Source organism: Chryseobacterium lathyri (genome assembly GCF_003290185.1).
GTDB lineage: Bacteria > Bacteroidota > Bacteroidia > Flavobacteriales > Weeksellaceae > Chryseobacterium > Chryseobacterium lathyri.
In genome coordinates this window covers 244,760-263,923 of record NZ_QNFY01000007.1, presented here as the reverse complement: position 1 = coordinate 263,923, position 19,164 = coordinate 244,760, and the positions used below count along the sequence as shown (strand labels likewise).

18 protein-coding genes are annotated in these 19,164 nt (G+C 37.8%); 4 read left to right on the top strand and 14 right to left on the bottom strand.

Annotation, left to right across the window (positions count from 1 at the left end):
- Positions 1 to 138 precede the first annotated feature (138 nt).
- Positions 139 to 3,072, top strand: a complete 2,934-nt coding sequence (locus tag DRF61_RS12150) for a SusC/RagA family TonB-linked outer membrane protein (RefSeq protein WP_111957343.1) — start codon at positions 139 to 141, stop codon at positions 3,070 to 3,072.
- 10 nt (positions 3,073 to 3,082) lie between these two features.
- On the top strand, positions 3,083 to 4,591 hold the full coding sequence (locus DRF61_RS12145; protein WP_111957341.1) for a RagB/SusD family nutrient uptake outer membrane protein: 1,509 nt from the start codon (positions 3,083 to 3,085) through the stop codon (positions 4,589 to 4,591).
- 139 nt (positions 4,592 to 4,730) lie between these two features.
- On the opposite strand, the gene DRF61_RS12140 is transcribed toward DRF61_RS12145, so the two are convergent.
- On the bottom strand, positions 4,731 to 5,495 hold the full coding sequence (locus DRF61_RS12140; protein ID WP_111957339.1) for an enoyl-CoA hydratase/isomerase family protein: 765 nt from the start codon (positions 5,493 to 5,495) through the stop codon (positions 4,731 to 4,733).
- A gap of 270 nt (positions 5,496 to 5,765) precedes the next feature.
- Here DRF61_RS12140 and DRF61_RS12135 point away from each other — a divergent pair, with 270 nt between their 5' ends.
- Both DRF61_RS12135 and DRF61_RS12130 read left to right on the top strand, forming a co-directional pair.
- Positions 5,766 to 6,314, top strand: a complete 549-nt coding sequence (locus tag DRF61_RS12135; protein WP_111957337.1) for a phage tail protein — start codon at positions 5,766 to 5,768, stop codon at positions 6,312 to 6,314.
- Positions 6,315 to 6,341: 27 nt separating this feature from the next.
- A complete protein-coding gene (locus DRF61_RS12130; protein WP_111957335.1) occupies positions 6,342 to 7,163 on the top strand; it encodes a T9SS type A sorting domain-containing protein in 822 nt (273 codons plus the stop codon).
- Positions 7,164 to 7,238: 75 nt separating this feature from the next.
- On the opposite strand, the gene DRF61_RS12125 is transcribed toward DRF61_RS12130, so the two are convergent.
- From DRF61_RS12125 to DRF61_RS12065, 13 genes are all read right to left on the bottom strand, one after another.
- Positions 7,239 to 7,925 carry an SMUG2 DNA glycosylase family protein gene (locus DRF61_RS12125; RefSeq protein ID WP_111957333.1) on the bottom strand — a complete coding sequence of 229 codons (687 nt, stop codon included), beginning with the start codon at positions 7,923 to 7,925 and terminating at the stop codon, positions 7,239 to 7,241.
- A complete protein-coding gene (locus DRF61_RS12120; RefSeq protein WP_111957331.1) occupies positions 7,918 to 8,649 on the bottom strand; it encodes a DUF4241 domain-containing protein in 732 nt (243 codons plus the stop codon). Before DRF61_RS12120 ends, DRF61_RS12125 begins: the two co-directional genes overlap by 8 nt.
- A 49-nt stretch (positions 8,650 to 8,698) precedes the next feature.
- Positions 8,699 to 9,235, bottom strand: coding sequence for an SMI1/KNR4 family protein (locus tag DRF61_RS12115; protein ID WP_111957435.1), 537 nt, complete (start codon positions 9,233 to 9,235; stop codon positions 8,699 to 8,701).
- 176 nt (positions 9,236 to 9,411) lie between these two features.
- Positions 9,412 to 9,573, bottom strand: coding sequence for a bacteriocin-like protein (locus DRF61_RS23120; protein WP_420866792.1), 162 nt, complete (start codon positions 9,571 to 9,573; stop codon positions 9,412 to 9,414).
- A gap of 183 nt (positions 9,574 to 9,756) precedes the next feature.
- Positions 9,757 to 12,252: a phenylacetic acid degradation bifunctional protein PaaZ gene (gene paaZ, locus DRF61_RS12105; protein WP_111957327.1), complete on the bottom strand. Its 2,496-nt coding sequence runs from the start codon at positions 12,250 to 12,252 to the stop codon at positions 9,757 to 9,759.
- A gap of 97 nt (positions 12,253 to 12,349) precedes the next feature.
- A complete protein-coding gene (locus tag DRF61_RS12100) occupies positions 12,350 to 12,928 on the bottom strand; it encodes a transposase (RefSeq protein WP_111957325.1) in 579 nt (192 codons plus the stop codon).
- 23 nt (positions 12,929 to 12,951) lie between these two features.
- Positions 12,952 to 13,179 (bottom strand): hypothetical protein, encoded by a 228-nt coding sequence (locus DRF61_RS12095; RefSeq protein ID WP_111957323.1) that lies wholly within the window; start codon positions 13,177 to 13,179, stop codon positions 12,952 to 12,954.
- On the bottom strand, positions 13,180 to 14,505 hold the full coding sequence (locus tag DRF61_RS22910; RefSeq protein ID WP_228452698.1) for a DUF6624 domain-containing protein: 1,326 nt from the start codon (positions 14,503 to 14,505) through the stop codon (positions 13,180 to 13,182).
- Positions 14,506 to 14,523: 18 nt separating this feature from the next.
- Positions 14,524 to 15,366: an alpha/beta hydrolase gene (locus DRF61_RS12085; RefSeq protein ID WP_228452696.1), complete on the bottom strand. Its 843-nt coding sequence runs from the start codon at positions 15,364 to 15,366 to the stop codon at positions 14,524 to 14,526.
- Positions 15,367 to 15,408: 42 nt separating this feature from the next.
- On the bottom strand, positions 15,409 to 16,002 hold the full coding sequence (locus DRF61_RS12080; RefSeq protein ID WP_034725774.1) for an acyltransferase: 594 nt from the start codon (positions 16,000 to 16,002) through the stop codon (positions 15,409 to 15,411).
- Between the two features lie 131 nt (positions 16,003 to 16,133).
- Complete coding sequence (gene pcaF / locus DRF61_RS12075) at positions 16,134 to 17,339, bottom strand: 3-oxoadipyl-CoA thiolase (RefSeq protein WP_111957321.1); 1,206 nt, start codon at positions 17,337 to 17,339, stop codon at positions 16,134 to 16,136.
- An 84-nt stretch (positions 17,340 to 17,423) separates the two neighbouring features.
- Complete coding sequence (locus DRF61_RS12070) at positions 17,424 to 17,837, bottom strand: PaaI family thioesterase (RefSeq protein WP_111957319.1); 414 nt, start codon at positions 17,835 to 17,837, stop codon at positions 17,424 to 17,426.
- A gap of 104 nt (positions 17,838 to 17,941) precedes the next feature.
- Positions 17,942 to 19,075: a 3-hydroxyacyl-CoA dehydrogenase NAD-binding domain-containing protein gene (locus DRF61_RS12065; RefSeq protein ID WP_111957317.1), complete on the bottom strand. Its 1,134-nt coding sequence runs from the start codon at positions 19,073 to 19,075 to the stop codon at positions 17,942 to 17,944.
- Between the last annotated feature and the right edge of the window lie 89 nt (positions 19,076 to 19,164).

Sequence of the window (19,164 nt, the reverse complement as noted above, 5' to 3'; positions counted from 1 at the left end):
ATAAAAGCTCACCTTCATCAATTATTTAACATTAAATACTTAACAATTAAGAAAAATTTAAGACTTAAGGCAAAATACCATTGTAGATTTAAAAAAAATTAACATATTTGTACAAAATATTTATTAAATTTTGTTAATATGAATGTGAAACTAAAAATTCTATCTACCGCAGTAGTCTTTTTTACAGCTCAGGCTGTAACTGCGCAGAAAGATTCGACAAAAACTAAAGACATTGATGAAGTAGTAATTGTTGCCTATGGTAAACAGAAAAAAGGGACCATTACCGGATCAAATGTTCAGGTAGACGCAGCAAAAATTGAAAATCGTCCTATTTCCAATGTTTTACAAGCATTGGATGGAGCTGGAGCAGGTATTCAGATTGCTGCAGGTACAGGCCAGCCAGGTGAAGGCTCATCAATCAGAATTAGAGGAACGGGTTCTTATCTTGTTTCAAACGAACCCCTTTTAATTGTTGATGGAGTTCCTTTTCCTGGAAATTTAAATTCATTGAATCCTAATGATATTGAGAGTTTAACTGTGTTAAAAGATGCATCATCAACTGCTCTATATGGTTCAAGTGCTGCAAATGGGGTTATTATGGTAACAACCAAGAGGGGTAAGAAAAATTCATCAAGATTTACCCTTAATTCTAATACAGGTATAGTAAGCAGATTTGTACAGGAATATAACAGAGTAGGAACAGCAGATTATTATGTACTTGCTTGGGAAGCAATGCGTAATGGCAGAAGAATAACAAACCCGACTGAAAGTCTTGCTGCTTCAAACTTATGGGCAACTAATAATTTAATTTCCGGTAACCTAAGAGCAAACGTTTATGACGTTCCGGATAATCAGTTGGTTATTGATGGATTGCTTAATTCTTCGGCTAAGTTACGTTACAATGATTTTGATTGGGCCGCTCCGATAATAGGTGTGGGCATAAGACAGGACCATAGTATCAGCTTTTCTGGTGGAAATGATAAAAGTACATTATTCAGTTCATTAGGCTATACCAACGAACAAGGATATATTGTAAAATCAAGTTTTGAACGTCTTAATTTAAGGATTAATGCAGATTCTCAAGTTAGAGACTGGTTTAAAATTGGCACCAGTCTAAATGGTGTTATTACGAGCCAAGGTTTAGCAGTTAATGGAGCAGATAATAATTCCGCTTATATAAATCCTTATGCATGGACGCGTGGTATGGGACCAATTTATAGTCCATATCAACATAACCCTGTTACGGGAGAGAGATTATATGATGTAAATGGAGAGGTTCTTTATGATGACGGTTCTTTACGCGGTGTTGATGCTGCTGCAGGTAGAAATGTTATATGGGAAACATTACTCAATGATGATAGAACTAATTCATACAACCTTCAGTCTAATGTATATGCAGAGTTTAAACTTTTACCGGAATTGATGTTCCGAACCAATGCAGCGTATAATTTTAGAGGAACATTAAACAAAACATATGGAAACAGACTCATCGGAGATGCTTTGGGAATTGGTTCTGCTTCCAGAACAATGTATCTGACCAGAGATTTTACCTGGAACCAGGTATTAACTTATAATAAAAAATTAGGAGGGCATGATGTAACTGTTCTTGCAGGACATGAAAATTTTGATTATAAACAAGACTACTTATATGGTTATAAACGAAATCAGGTATTGGATAATTTCTACGAATTCGGAAACTTTGTAGATAACAATACCCTTAATTCATATCTAAGAGAAAGGACTAAAGAAAGCTGGTTTACTAGATTGAACTATAATTACAATGAAAAGTATCTTTTAGAGGGCTCAGTAAGATGGGATGGTTCTTCCCGTTTTGCCACAGATGTAAGATGGCAATCATTCTGGTCAGCAGGTGCCGGATGGGTAATTTCAAAAGAAAATTTCCTTCAGGATAATAAATTTGTCAATTTCTTAAAACTAAGAGGTTCTTACGGAGAAGTAGGTAATGATGCTTTAGATACGAATTATGCTTATCAAACCTTATTTTCTTTAGGTTACAACAATGGTACAGAGCCAGGGATTTTGCTTACTACCGTAGGTGATCCATTGATTACTTGGGAAACTAAAGCACAATCTGATATTGCCTTAGAATTTGAATTATTTAACAAAAGAGTGCGTGGTACTGTAGAGTATTACAATTCTGAAACGAAAGGATTGCTTTTTCCATTTCAAACTCCTATAAATGCAGGTATTCCGGGTAATAGTATTGACAGAAATGTAGGCAATCTGGTAAATAAAGGATATGAAATTACTTTGAGCGCGGATATTATCAAGAATCAAAACCTGAAATGGACTGTATCAGCTTATGGAACTTCATATAAAAATGAGATTACCGCACTGTCGCAAAACGAATTTATCAGTGGTACTAAAAAGCTAATGGTAGGTAAGGATTTATACGCCTTCTGGTTGAGATCATGGTACGGAGTGGATCCTTCCGATGGATCACCACTATTTGTATTAGATCAGGATTTATTCCCTGCTACTACAGCATCAGATGTAAGAACTGTAAATGGGGTTCTGGTTACTACTAATCAGAATAAAGCAAAATATGAATATCACGGATCTGCAATTCCTGATTTCTTTGGAAATTTTTCAACTACGTTTAATTTCAAAAACTGGGAACTTTCCGCATCCTTTAATTATCAGTTTGGAGGGAAAATATATGATACTAATTATGCCAGTTTAATGGATGCGTTTCCTCAGGGCGGAGCATCACATACTGATATTTATAACCGTTGGACTACTCCCGGGCAGATCACTGATGTACCTGCTTTAAATTCATCAACAGTGGCTGCTTCAAATGCTGCTTCATCAAGATGGTTGGTAGATGCCAGTTATTTACTATTGAGAAATGCTTCAATAGGGTATAGCTTTAATCCTGATATTGTGAAAAGCGTAGGAGTAAGCAGCTTAAAATTGTTTGTGAGTGGAGAAAACCTTTGGGTTAGCAGCAAAAGAAAAGGCTTAGAGCCCTACTCTACATTTAACGGTACTGTAAGTAACAGATATTCACCTTCCAGAATTATTACTTTCGGTTTAAGTACAACTTTTTAAAATTATCAAAATGAAATTTATTACAAATAAAACACTTTTAATTTCCAGTCTTTCCATACTAAGTATTTTATCATCCTGTGAAAGAGATGATCTGGAGAAAGATCCAACAGAAGCAGCAAGTGAACTTTTAGTAACTTCAAGTTTGGATAACTTAAATATTGCTATTAATGGGATGCATAGAAATATGTATTACAGACAAAACAGCAGCCAGGGGCAGAATGGTGCTACCGGAGTAATGATTTATATGGATGTAATGGGAGAGGACTTGGTTTTTCCTACTACAGGTAACGGATGGTTTGTAACAACTCTACGTTGGCTGGATAATGCTAATGCCACTTCTACAAATTTATTTTATCCATACGATTTTTTCTATGGACAGATAAGAATTGCAAACATTATCATAAAGGCAGCTCCTAATGTTACGGGAGATCAGGCACTGAAGGACAAGGTAATGGGTGAAGCTCATGCTTTCAGAGCATACTGTTATTTTATGCTTGCCCAAATCTATGCAAAAAGATACGTAGAGGGAACAACGAATTCGCAACCTGGAGTGCCGCTTAGGCTAGATGATTCTTTCAATCCTATTCCAAGAGCATCTTTAGAAGAGGTTTATACTTCAATAAATTCAGATTTAGCACAGGCTTACACTTATTTAAATGGTAAAACAAGGTCGGATAAATCTCACTTCAACGCGAATGTTGTAAGAGGACTAATGGCAAGGGTGGCTTTAGTACAAGGGAAATATGCTAACGCAGCTCTATACGCAAAAGAAGCAAGACAAGGATTTACATTAATGAGCAATACCCAGTATAAATCAGGTTTCAACAATTATTCTAATTCTGAATGGGTTTGGGGCTACAAACCAATTGATGCCACAACCGATTTTTTTGGAAATTTTATGGGTTATATGTCCAGAAATTATAATTCAACACAAATTAGACAGGCTCCTAAAGTTGTCAATAATTTATTATATGCGCAGTTTCCGACAACTGATGTAAGAACTCAGGTTATTGATCCTACGGGTGCACATACTGCACTTGCATTGTCTTCTACGTACAGTAAATTTCCATATACATCTCAAAAATTTCTTTCTGTAAACGCATCAGGAACTGTTGATAACAATACAAGCTTAGGTGATATTCCATTTATGAGAGCTGCAGAGATGTATCTTATCGAAGCTGAAGCATTGGCAAAAGACAATAAAGAGGCAGATTCTAAAATTGTATTTAATGAGTTTACAAAAAATAGAAACCCTTCATATGCTGGTGCTACAACTACAGGTCAGGCTTATATTACTGAAATTTTAAACAGCAGAAGATTAGAACTTTGGGGAGAGGGCTTCAGGTTTCTTGACCTGAAAAGATTGAATCTTCCTTTAGACAGGACGGGTGCCAATCATGTTTCTGCTGTTACTAATAATTTAATGACTGTTCCTGCCGGAGACAAGCGATGGACATGGTTGATTCCTCAGGCAGAGATCAATGCATCTCAAAATTTGGTACAACAAAACGAACTTTAATTCAACATTCATATTAACTGCAGGGGATCCGTTTCATAATTGAAGCGGATCTCTTTTTCTTTTTATTAAGCATCAAATTTTAATAAAAGGAAAGGTTAACCTTTTGGATAACCCTTTCTCTTTTTATATTAAGCAAAAATTATTTTACTCTCAATTTCTCTTTAATAGATTCAATGCTTTTCTTTGCAGAATCTTCAAGAATAAGACTTGCACTCATATGAATTCTGGCAGGCATCAGCTCATTGAAATGATCCGTACCTTCCCAGGATACTTTCTTAATTAATGATAATGCTTCACTGCTCCTCGAAGCTAAAGTCTGTAAAAATTTTTCCAGCTTGCTATCCATTTCTTCAATATTTTCGGAAACGGAATGATAAACATTATGCTGCTCTGCCCATTCTGCGGATCTGAAATCTGCATCAATAGCCATTGCAGAGAACTGTGATTTTCCTATTTTTCTTTCTACGTAAGGCCCGATCACGAAAGGCCCGATTCCCAGATTAATTTCTGTAAGCGCTAAAGCTGAATCTTTAGTTGCAAAACAGTAATCTGCCCCACAAGCTATTCCTACTCCTCCACCGGTTGTTTTTCCCTGAACTCTTACTACCACTATTTTTCCGCAGTTTCTCATCGCATTCAGAACTTTTGCAAATCCACCGAAAAATTTCGTAGAGGCCTGCAGCTCTTCAATAGCTAAAAGCTCATCGAAGCTTGCTCCTGCGCAGAATGCTTTTTCACCATCACTTTTTACTAAAATAGCTTTTACTTCTTCTTTAGCACCCTCATCCAGAATGGTTTGAGCCAGCTTTTCTAAAATAGTTCCCGGAAGCGAGTTGCTTTTTGGGGTTCCAAAGGTAATTTCGGCGATACTGTTTTTAATTTCTGATACTACGAATTCGTTCATTTTTATTTTAATTGGATTGTTACAAAAATACTAATTACAGCTTAAACATTCCCATATTATATCTGTTCTTTTTAGTCCCATAAATTCTCTGTGAAAAGGAAATGCAGAGATCCTATTACGTAAAAATACGGACTCCCTAATTTGGTATTTTCTACTCTAGTAATGCCCTCTTATATATTGTTCCTTTGACTAATACAAACCAACAACCACAGGCGAAATCCGAAAAGCCAAAAAAGAGTAGGAAATTTTAACAACTGAAAAACTATTATCATGGAAGAATACATTGGAATTGTAAAATTATTTGCAGGCAATTTTGCCCCTAGAGGCTGGTTGTTCTGTGATGGAAGCTTATTAAGAATTTCAACCAATTCTGCATTATTTTCAATTTTGGGAACTACTTACGGCGGTGACGGAGTCACTACTTTCGCCCTTCCCAACCTAAAAGGAAGAATGGCCATAGGAGCAGGGAATGCAAACTCTAATGAATATTATCCTCTGGGAGTCGTTGCTGGAACTACACTAAATACAATTATGGTACAGAACCTTCCAAGTATAGGTGCAGGGTTTCAACTGAAGGTAGCTAATGCCAATGCAACCGTGCCTGCTCCATCGGCTAACACCTCTATTGCCATTACAGGAAACCAGGTAGGAAGAGATTTTACGGCGATTCCAAGCTTTGTACAGGCTGATCCTGATACTACTCTTAATGCAAGATCTATCTCCTACATTGGACAGAATCTTCCGATGAATAATATGCCGCCTTATTTAGGGCTTAATTATATCATTTGTGTAGAGGGAATTTATCCTCCACGTGACTAAAAAAACAACCTATTTAAAACCTAAATCATGAAAAGATCTATTTTTTTAACCATCTGTAGTCTGTTCATCTCTTTATTTTCTTTTGGACAGACCAGTACGGAGCAATTTGAAACGGAATCACACGGAAGTCCGAGTTTTACTGATAACGGAGTAATATTCAATGTTATCTCTCATGTAGGAACTTTTGATATTCAGGCTAACTACCCAGGTACTGGCTGGAATGGAACATCTGTTGACAACAGATATATTGACAACTCCAACGATGCTGCATCACCACCGTCTTTCAGCATTAAAACCACATCTAATCTGTTTAAGGTAAACCGGTTCTGGATGTATCTGTCTGCTCTTAATCTGGATCTGAGTGTATCCGGTACCCTTACCATTACGGGAAAGCTAAGCGGTATCACGAAGTTTACACAGACAAAAACGACCGGTTTTACAACATCACTGGGCTCCACTAATGGATATACTCTTATTGACATGACCAATCTGAATGGTCAGAATTACTCGAACATAATCATTGATGAGCTACGGATTACATTAGGCGGGAATTTCAGATATGCAGGACTGGATGCTTTCACATGGGTAAAAGACACGGGTATTGTACTGGCAACGAGTGAAGCTGCTTCTTCACAAAAAGGTATGCGTATTTATCCTAATCCTACCAGCGGACCTTTTTCGATTACAACGGAAGATAATGTCCAAGCTAAAATTTACAGCCAAGATGGTAAACTGCTGAAAAACCTGGAAATGAAAAAAGGAGCAAATCAGACAGATATCTCGGAACTTCCGAATGGCGTTTATATCCTCAAAACTTCATCCGGATCTTCAAAGATCATCAAAAAATAAATTTCACAAGTGGTTTATACTGCGAAAAAGATTCTAATACATAAATGAAAAATTCCCTGAATGATCAGGGAATTTTTATTTTTTCAATGCTAAAATATATTTGTCAATATACAGTTGTTTTTCTTTTGTTTTATACTGCTGAATATATCTGGGATGTTCAAGAACAGTCATCTTTTCAAATAACTGGGCCTCTTTATTCAATGCTGAAATAAATTCTGAATTCTTTTTTCCTAGCACAAAAACTTCGGAGGTGTCCACGCCCAGACTGATATGCTTCTTCAGAGAATCGATCATAAAATCTTTTACCGCTTCAAAGAGCTTTTTATCATCATAATAATTCGCATTCAGCCAGCCGGTTTTTGCTTTTCTTACAATAGCCAGCGGAAAAGGCGAATTGATATAAACATCTTTGTAGAATTCATATGCCCCACCATATTCAGCAATCATATCATACATGAAAACCGAGGAAACTTCATGGGTGTGAGCCGATTGCATTTTAATTCCGCAAACAGCTTCCAGCCTTTTAGTATCGGTAAACGGAACACCTGTGACTCCTGCTCCATGTCGGCTGGGATTGATCCCGATCATGAATTTCCTTGGGCTGATATCATTGTAGTATTTGTGATAAAATTCCTCCATGACGGTCATCGTTTCAGGATTGTCCAGATACGGATTCATGGCCTCGAAGCCTTCAGGAAGGTTTCCTGAAAACTGAAGGTTTTTATTGAATTCTATGACTTTATCGGCGAACGTTTTATTCATTCTCTTCGTCTTCATCATCAGATAGTGCCAGTTCTATATCGATAAACTGGATATACAATCCGCAGATTTCTCCTTTTTCATCATACGCGAAATAGACAGGATATCCTCCGTCTCCGAAACCGCTTGCAAACATTGGAATATGATATTCTGTATTGGGAATTCTCCAATTGATCCAGTCTCCCAGTTCTCTCTGGTTTTGTGGATGTTCCTGGTAACTCTGTGCAAACTGTTCTGCAAAATAATCATCGTAAATGTTTTCCACATTCACTTCAGTAAGAAACTTATCAAAATAAGGAAGTACCTCCGCATCTGTAATGCAACCCAATCCGGCATCTACCATGAATCCGAAATAATCACCTTCATTTAAATCTTCAAGATTTTCAATCCCGATAAGCGCTTCTCTGTACAGGACAGGTTTTTCTTTGGTGAATTCCACTTTTACGGCGGCATAACGGTTACCCCATTCCTCTGACTTTACCACCGCAATTTTCACAGGAAAATCTCCTTTGGGAGCCTGTACGAAATAAGGCTTTTCTCCCGCGTTCAAAAATACCAAAGGATCCCGTACGATCACTTTTCCGGATGGCAGGGAAACATTACCAATCTCCATCACCTCCATTTTTTGCTCCAGAATTTCATCCGAGGTAAAATAGGTTTCCAAATCTACAGAACAGATAAGAATATCTTTTACCTCTTCCCATTTTTGCATCCAGCTTTCGTTCATTGTTTTATTTTTTGTGATCTTAATTTAAAGTTTAAAAATACTTGTTTATTTATTCCCCGTCAAATTCATCTTCATCTTTCAGCCCTTTTATGAAAGTTTCAAAGTCTTTGGCCAGAAATATCTTTTTATAATCATCTTCCTGATCAATGTGAACCACTTCAGGTTCGCCATCTTTTCCGCAATTGGAATAATCCAGCAAGACCATATCATGCCCAGCTGAAGGACAGTCGCAGATATAGATACCGATTGCCGGATACCCCCACTCATCGATCATGAATTGGCTTCCGAGTTCTCCGCAAATGGAATAGGTTTTCTCTCTTCCGATTCCCATAATTCCGGTAATCGCAATATGATCATCCGCCCAGGAATTCTCTTCTGACGTAGGAAAGCAGGATTTTTCGACCAACCCGCCATTCTGCAGTCTCATCAGTTCGATATAAGAAGCAGGGAGTTTGTAGCCAAGCTCTTCTTCTACGGAAGCAATGAGCTCATCATCCGGAAACGGTTCTATATAATCTCTTACGGAATAGCTGCTTTCATTCCAGAAATCCGTAAAATCAAAGTCTTTGAAAAATTGTAGTTCCATATCTTGTTTTAAATAAATGAAATTTCTGATTTTATTGTAAAAGTAACTATCATTTTTAATAAAATCTTTTTCTGAACTAAGATTTTTCATCATTGTTGAGGTCTAAAATCTTATCAAGGATCATTAAAAAATCCCTTTCAGTAAAACCGAAAGGGACTATCAATTTATATTTTATTTTAAGAATCAGCACATATATAACATGCTCTTGGAATATTCGGCCATCTTCCAGGGAGACAACAACTTCCCGGAGGGCAAGAATTAGGCAAACAAGCCCAGTTTGGACCGGCACCTTTAACAGATCTCAATTGGTTTCTTGAAAGTTTTTTTAAATTTTTCATAGCAATTAGTTTTTAATGTTTTTCTCCTACTCTATATGCTTTTCGGATTTCGCCTATTAAAGTTAATAATTTTAATATAAACTTTATTTTAATCGGATGACTTATTATCCCTTGGCAAGGACCATAAAAAAATCCCTTTCAGTAAAAACCAAAAGGGATTATAAATTTATATTATATTTTGAATCAAATCAATCCAAACTGCTCAAAGTGGTGCGTAAAATGTTTTTTGTGCATCAGCTCCCACATTTCTTTATTCAGTTTTCCGAACACGAAGTTCATATGCTCAGCCTGTGGATTTTCTCTGTAATAGACTGTAAATCTCTGTAAGTTATCCAGGAAAGACTGTTTGGCAGCATCCAGATTTTTATGCTTTAATTCCAGTAAAGTTTCATCTTCAGCCAGGAATGGAGCAGGGAAATCTTTCGGCATTTTTCTATGGTTATAAAGAGAGTCCTGCCATTTTTCCAATTGCTCTTCCGGTGTAAAGCATTTGTCAGCTTCCGGTTCGCCTAAACTTACCAGAACTCCATGTTCCAAGTGTTCGATCATTTGCTGAGGAGACATTTCACCCCAGTTTGACGATGTCGTTTCTGTTAAACCACCCAATATCTTCTGAACATTTTTCACATTCAGATCGATGAAAGGAGATTGTTTTGCCACCAATGTTAAGATCGTCGCTACACAAACGATCTCATCTCTCTGGTTAACAACTTCCACCAGCCATTTTACAACGCCGGAAGGAATGTTTCTTCCTTTTACCCCTCTGTTTATTTTTTCTTTTGCGGTTAAATAGACGGTGATGGTATCTCCTGCATATACCGGTTTAAAGAATGAACAGTTTTCCAATCCGTAGTTTGCGATAACCGGACCTTTTTTCCCTGAAACAAACAGTCCTGCTGCTGCAGAAAGAATGAAATATCCGTGAGCCACTGTTTTATCGAAAATAGTTCCGGTTAAGCTTGTAGCATCGGTATGGGCATAGAAATGATCCCAAGAAACGTTGGAAAAATTAACGATATCTGCATCAGTAACCGTTCTCCCGGCCGTTTCCAATGAATCTCCTACCTCAATTTCTTCGAAATATTTCTGGAACGGATGCTTGTCTGAGAATTTTTTCTCTGCACCCTGCTGATATACTTTTGTAATCGCCTTCAATACATCCGGAGAACCCTGAATCGCTGTTTTCTGAAGGAAGAAATGAAGACCGTTCAGTCCGCCCATTTCCTCGCCTCCACCAGCTCTTCCCGGACCACCATGCATCAAAGTAGGCAGCGGAGAACCGTGACCTGTACTTTCTTTGGCGTTGTCTCTGTTCAGCACAAAAATTCTACCGTGCTGGGAAGCCATTTTCCATGAAGTTTCTGCGATAAAGGTTTCATCGTGGGAAATGATAGACCCTACCAAACTTCCTTTTCCTCTTTTAGCAAGAGCCGCTGCCTCTTCGGCATCCTTGTAAGGCATTAACGTAGAAACCGGTCCGAACGCTTCTACATCGTGAGAGATGTTTTTCTCGAAAGGTTTATCGTTTAAGAACAGTTTTGGGCTCATGAATGCACCGTTATCATAGTCTGCATCTACAAGTTCATGCTTTCCGTCGTAAACTAATTCTGTTTCTGATTTTAGAATATTTACTTTTCTAACGACCTCATCGTACTGCTGTTTTCCTACCAATGACCCCATTCTGGTTTCTCTGCTCAACGGGTTTCCGATTTTGGTTTGATCTAAAGCTTTAGATAAGGCATTCTGAACATCTCCGATCAGGTGTTCAGGAACAATAATTCTTCTGATTGCCGTACATTTCTGACCTGCTTTTGTGGTCATTTCATTACGTACTTCTTTAATGAAGAGATCAAATTCAGGAGTTCCCGGTTTTGCATCCAGACCTAAAATTGAACAGTTCAGAGAATCTGCTTCCATATTGAAACGCACTGCATTTCCAGCGATAGAAGGCATTGATTTCAGTTTCCTTCCTGTATGGGCAGAACCTGTAAACAATACTGAATCTCCATCCTGAACATAATCCAGAATATTTCCCGGTTCACCACAAACCAATTGAAGCGCACCTTCCGGAAGTACTCCACTTTCGATCATATCCTGGAAAACAGCATTCGTCAGGTAAGAACCGTAAGGAGATGGTTTTACAATAGAAGGAACACCTGCCAACAGAGATGTTGATAATTTTTCCAACATTCCCCAAACCGGAAAGTTATAAGCATTGATCTGTATAGAAACTCCTTCGCTTGGTGTTAGAATGTGAGTTCCCAGAAAAGTTCCATTCGCGGAGATTTTCTGAGTTTCTCCATCCACCCAGAACGGAGTGTTGGGAAGCATTCTTTTTGCCAACCCGGAATAGGTAAAGAAAGTACCGAAACCTCCTTCTATATCTACCCATGAATCTGCGTGGGTAGCTCCGGTTTTATATGATAATTCGTAATATTTTTTCTTTCTTTCCAAAAGATAAAGAGCCACTTTTTTCAGCATCTCTCCTCTGTCATAAAACGTCATGGAAGAAAGGTTTTTGTAGCCTACTGTTCTTCCGTAGTCGAGAGCCTGCTCAAAATTAAGCCCTTCTGTATCTGAAACAGCAACCTGCTCGCCTGTAACGGCATTGTATAAAGGAACTCCGTTTCCGGAACCTTCTACCCATTCTCCGTAGATGTAATTTTTCAGTTTTTCCATATTATTTTTAACTTTTTATTTCTTTTTAATGTCTAAAAAATCCTACTTTTTCTTTAAACCTTATAGGTTTTAAAAACCTATAAGGTTTGCGAACCGTTTATTCTAAATTCATAAAATCATATTCTACACTAGATTTATGATAACCAAGAAAGTCCTCTTTTGAATCAAAGTATTTCAACATTTCTTCTCTTTCAATGCTACTAGGCTTTTCCACATTTGTGTAAGAATTATATGAAGAGTATTTCCATTTTTCAGCCTGACTGACAAAACCATGATGTACAGGATTATTATGAATATAATGTAATAATTTAAGCAAGTATTTTTCATCCTGAACTCTCTTCCGTCTTAGGAAGTCAAGAAAGAGAGCTCCTTTCCTATTATATCTTCTATTGTAAGCTTTAGCATAACTATTCAGAAAGTTACTGAATGGTCTCATCAGATGTTGATGCTCATCATCAATCTTATCACCCGCTAAGTCTTTAAATCTTATTAATAAATGAAAATGATTTGGCATCAAACAATAAGCATAGATTCCTGCTACTGGAATAATATATTTTAATAACCTATCCAGAAAATACTGATAATTACTATCCTCTACGAATAGCAAATCTTTTCCGTTGGCATGCGAGTATATATGATAAATACATCCGGACTCAAAATGCTCTGCGATGGTCATTTCTTCTTTATTAATTCTAAAGTTTATTTTTTAATAATGAGTTGTACTATTTTCCTTCCTCCCATAAACAACAACAGCAGAATAAGAGAAAAATCCTTCTGTTTCAGCTTTCTGATCACCTGTTCTGATTCTACATGTTCCAGCGCATCGGAAATACCCATTGATTTCCATAACAGATAGAATCCCGCATAATTGATTCCGATAAGGGCAATCAACAGGAAAATCCAATATTTCTTTAGACGATCTGTCATTTATTTCTTTTTCTGAAGAAGATCCAAGGCTTCTTTCAATGTATATTTTTTGTATTCGAAGCCTCCTGCATCTTTAGCATAATCTTCGATGGTCCTGCCAAATCCTGAATTCTTTCTCAGTTCGTTGACATGCTCCGGGTCTTTTATCGGCCACACAAATGACAGAGTTTCTGTTTTCCCGTTTTTTGTTGAAAAAACTGAACGGATCTGCGTTCCATAAATCTGCTCTTTATTTTCGTACATGAGCTTTCTGTCCAACATCATGGCATAGAGTCTGAAAGGCAGTTCTTTTTCATCGGCCGCTTTTTTGATCAGAGGAAGGTACTTCTCAATTTTAGGGGAATGCTGGATAACATACCATACGGCATAATTCTCAGGTTCACCCACCATAGATTTTCCGGGATAGCCATATTTTTCAATGATCTTTTCAACTTTAACCAGATTCTTCTGATCCTGATCATCCATCAATTTGATAAGCCCCGTACTCACGTCTTCTGTAGAGAGGTTTTTCTCTTTTATGATTTCTGCCTTTCTTTCGGGTGTAATGTTGGGTTGTGTCAGCTCACGGTAGATCTGATCGTCTTTATAGATCTGCGCAAGCTCTTTTTTGAGCTCAAGGTTGAGTGGTTTTTCTTCAGTTTTCTTATCACCTCTAAACTTTAACACTTCATCCAAAGTATAATTTTTAAAAACAAAACTCTTTCCATAGAGACGCTTGGCATAACGTTCCACCGTATCTTCAAAACCGGCTTCTTTTCTGAGTTTGTTTACGTTTTTAACATCTTTAATAGGCCAGATAATAGGCTCGCTTTCTTTCTCTCCATCATAAGAAGAAAATCCCTGAGTTCCATAGATCTGTTCTTTCCCATCATCCATTAATTGTCTGTCCAGCATCATGGCATACAACCTAAACGGAATTTCTTTATGATCAACAGCCGTTTTAATAATTGCCATATATTGATTAATTTTTGGAGAATGCTGAATAACCAACCATGTGGTTTCGTTTTCCGGCTCTCCTACTAGAGATTTTCCGGGATAACCATATTCTGCAATAATTTTTTCAACTTTTTCAAGATTGATCTTATCCTGCTCGTCCATTAGCCTCCATATTCTATCCGTAACATCTTCCTTACTGATATTTTTTTCTTTCATGACCTTTTCCTTTTGCTCCTGGGAAACGTCAGACTCCATCAGCTCACGGTAGATTTGATCATCTTTTTGAATCGTGGCCAATTCATTTTTAAGCTTTACATTAATTTTCTTATCCTGCTTTTTCTGAGCGCTGATTAAAACTGAAAAGAAAATGGCGAAAAATAAATATCTCATGATTCGTGTTTTGATGGTTTACTTTTTGGGCTCTTTATACGGGAATAATTTTACCAGACCTTCATACAAACTTCTGTGAAGAATGGTAGCATGATTGTCTGTTTCCATCATTTTATATTCAACAGTCCAGTTCTTTTTACCTGCCTGCTTCAATACATCATAAAGAGATCCTGCATCTTTTACCATTACAGGATGTTCGTCTTTTCCTACAGAAACATAAATAAATTTTTTCGTATCAGGGCTTTTGGATAGCCATTGAGGAGCCTGTTTCAATAAACTCTGATCATCCCACCACAAACTTGGGCTGATGATAAAATAATTATTGAACATTTCCGGCTTTTTGAAAAGGATTTCTGTAGCAAGAAGCCCACCCAGTGACTGTCCGAATATATATTTCTCTGTTGTTTTATACTGCTTTCCTATGTAAGGAAGTAGTTCTTTATCCAGAAAATCAATAAACTTATCTGAATGTCCTGTTGTAGGATAATCCTGCTGTAAATCTTTCATATCTGTATGAAAGGTAAAATCTCTCTTTCTGTCTATATTGGCAATTCCTACCACGATGGTTTCCGGCATGGCATACATTTGATTAAAGAACTGTATCAATCCTGAAACATGGATAAAGTCTTCATTCATTGAGCCATCCAGCAGATAGATCACCGGGTATGATTTTGTTTTATCAAAACCTTGCGGCAGATAAATGTTTAAAATTCTGTCTTCATTTAAAATCTTAGATTTAAATGTTCTGACCTCTCCGATAGTCAACGGTTTTACTTTTTCATTCTGGGCTAAAACCATAAACTGAAAAGCAAACAGCATACTACAGGCAATAAGCATCTTTTTAATCATATTCTTTTTCATTGTATCATAAAACCTTATACGTTTTTGAATAAGGTTTAAAAGTTATTTTAAATCCGCCCAAATACTGTAATCCACAGTTTTGGTCGCGGTCTGTTCTACATATTCTGAGAACGGTTCACATGGAAGAATAGCTTCTTTTCCTTCTCTAGCCAGTTGTTGGTACAGCTTGGTTCCTTCTGTTTTCCAGTGAATCATTTCATCCGAAACATCACGGATGATTTTCGCAGGACTTCCTACGATCAGTTTTCTTGGTCCGCAGGTGAAATTAGCCGGAACAAAAGCCAATGCTCCGATGATGCATTCATCACCGATAACAGCTTTATCCATCACGACGGAATTCATTCCTACCAGGCAGTTTTTACCGATATGTCCGGAATGAATAATCGCTCCGTGTCCGATATGCGCTGATTCCTCAAGAATGGTTTCAATATTCGGGAACACATGCAGGGTACAATTTTCCTGAACATTGGCTCCGTCTTTAATGATAATTTTCCCCCAGTCACCGCGGATCACCGCATTGGGTCCGATATATACTTCTTCACCGATTTCCACATTCCCAATGATGACCGCCTGCGGATGAATATAGGCAGAGGGCTTGATAATGGGGCGGATACCGTGGTATGAGTAGATGTTCATAATTTTTTTATTAAAAAATTAATTTAACAATGTATCAATCTAGTAGTTTACCAATTGAAATGCTTCAACAGACTCAGCATGACAGGAATTGTTACATTGATACATTTTATATTGTTACATTATTGAAAAAGTTATACTTTTTCAATGACCATTGCATAGCCCTGTCCGACACCAATACAAAGGGTACACAATGCATATTTCTTATCCTGTTTCTGAAGTTCAATAGCGGCAGAGCCAATGATTCTTGCTCCCGAAACTCCCAGCGGGTGACCGATGGCGATAGCTCCTCCATTTGGATTTACTCTTGAGTCATCATCTTTCAAACCTAAGCTTCTGGTCACAGCTAATGCCTGTGCTGCAAATGCTTCGTTCAGTTCAATGATATCCATATCGTCCAGGGAAAGATTTAATCTTTTTAATAGTTTCTGGGTCGCCTCTACAGGTCCGATTCCCATAATTCTTGGTTCCACACCAGCTACGGCAGATCCTAAGATCTTAGCTTTTGGTTTTAAACCATATTTTTTCACGGCTTCTTCACTGGCCAGGATAAGAGCTGCTGCTCCGTCATTCATTCCTGAAGCATTTCCTGCCGTTACGGTTCCTTCTTTTCTGAAAGCCGGACGAAGTTTTCCTAAACCTTCCATAGAAGATGTCGGTTTGATGAATTCATCCTGATCAAAAATTTTAGGATCTCCTTTTTTCTGAGGAATTTCAACTTTTACAATTTCTTCCGCCAGTCTTCCGCTTTGCTGAGCTTTTGTCGCTTTCTGCTGAGACCAAAGGGCAAATTTATCCTGATCTTCTCTACTGATATTGTGCATATCCGCTAAGTTTTCAGCGGTGTCTCCCATTCCGTCAACCCCGTACATTTCTTTCATCTTAGGATTGACAAAACGCCATCCGAAAGTGGTATCAAACATCTGGCTGTCTCTTCCGAAAGCAGCCCCCGCCTTAGACATTACGTAAGGTGAACGGGTCATATGTTCCACTCCACCGGCGATATAAATTTCACCTTCTCCGGCAGCAATGGAACGGAAAGCATTAGCCACCGCCGACATTCCGGAAGCACAAAGTCTGTTGACCGTTTCTCCTCCGATTTTGTAAGGAAGCCCGGCCAATAAAAGCGCCATTCTCGCCACGTTACGGTTATCTTCTCCCGCCTGATTAGCGCATCCGAAAATAACGTCCTCAATTTCCTCAGCAGGAACTTCAGGGTTTCTGTCCATAACTTCTTTAATAACCACGGCTGCCAGATCATCGGCTCTTACTTCTGATAATGCGCCCTGTAGTTTTGAGATTGGAGTTCTGACGTAGTCTATGATGTATACGTTGTTCATTTTTATTAATTTAACAATGTATCAGTTTAACAATGTAACAATTGGATTGGTAGATTGGTACATTTTCAAATTGGTACATTTTATTTATAGTTCTGTTACTTTTTTTCCGATTTTGTAAACGGTTCCGACGAATTTTGCGATCAGCTCATTGTTTTGATTGGTGATCTTGATGTCGTAAACCGCTGTTTTTCTGGTATCATTGACCAGAATGCTTTCTGCTCTGAAAATATCACCTTCTTTCCCCGCTTTGGTAAAATTGATGATACAGTTCAGGGCAACGGCTGCGTCTCCGGAACTGTTGGACGAAAATGCCAGTGCAGAATCTGCAAAAGCGAACGTAACCCCTCCGTGAACCGTTTTAAGCCCATTGATCATCTCTTTCTTGATGGGCATTTCTATTAAACAATAATTTTCTTTGACTTCGATCATTTTGATATTCATCCATTGGGAAAAATAATCCTGATCAAACATATAATCTGCAACTTGTTTCGGCGTCATTTGTTTTAATTTAACAGTGTATCAATGTAACAATTTACCAATAGAAATTCCTCAGTAATCCCAGAATGATCAAAGGATTGTTACATTGTTAGATTTATATATTGTTACATTTTACGAAGTAAGGGGCTCTGTCTGTATCTTTCTTCCTGATATTCTCCGTAAAGATTTTGCAGAGTTTCAGAGATTTTTGAGTAGCCGATTTCTTTTCCCCAGCCTAGTAAGCCTTTTGGATAATTGACTCCTTTCTGCATTGCCAGCTCGATATCTTCATCGTTGGCAATTCCTAATCTTTTAGCTTCTATGGCTTCGTTGATCAACATTGAGATGATCCTTAAAAAGATCTCCTGATACAATGCATCATTTTTCTCAGCAACCGGTTTTTCTGCTCCTTCTGCGTAATCATAGAAACCTTTTCCGGTTTTTCTGCCGTGAAGTTTAGCTTCGGCCATTCTTTGCTGAAGCAGAGACGGTTTGTATTTCGGGTCGTAGAAATAGTCTTTGTAAACGGTTGTCGTTACAGCAAAATTCACATCAACACCAATTAGGTCCATTAATTCAAATGGTCCCATTTTAAAGTTTCCTAATGTTCTCATAGCTTCGTCTACCTGTTCAGGAGTTGCTATGTTTTCTTCAACAATTCTCAATCCTTCGCCATAATAAGGACGGGCAATTCTGTTGACGATAAATCCGGGAATATCTTTAGCAATCACTGGGATTTTACCCCAATCTTTCATGAGGTTGTAGATTTTTTCCGGTAATGATTTTTCTGTTAATAAAGATGGAATCACCTCAACCAAAGGCATCAATGGCGCCGGGTTGAAAAAGTGAATTCCGATGAAACGCTCAGGTTTCTTTAATTCTGCACCAAGAGAGGTGATAGAAATGGATGACGTATTGGAACCGATGATACAGTCGTCCGAAACATAGGTTTCAAGCTCTGTAAATACTTTGGTTTTTATGTCTTTGTTTTCGATGATGGCTTCTATCACAAGATCGGAATCTTTCAGATCCTGTAAAGCTTCACCTTTCACGATATTATTTCTGATTTCTGTGGCTTTTTCCTGAGAAATTTTAGCTTTATCCACTAATTTCTGAAGTGTTTTCTCTAAGCCTGATAGTGCTTTATCTATCTGCGGAGCATTTGCATCGAATAAAACGACTTTGCATCCCGCTGTTGCAGCCACCTGAGCAATTCCTACGCCCATGGTTCCTGCCCCGATAATTCCGATATTGTTCATGTTCTGTATTGTGTAAAATGTACAATGTAAAAAGTATGATCACAGCAATGTACTCTGTACATTGTACTTTTTACATTGTACAAAATCTT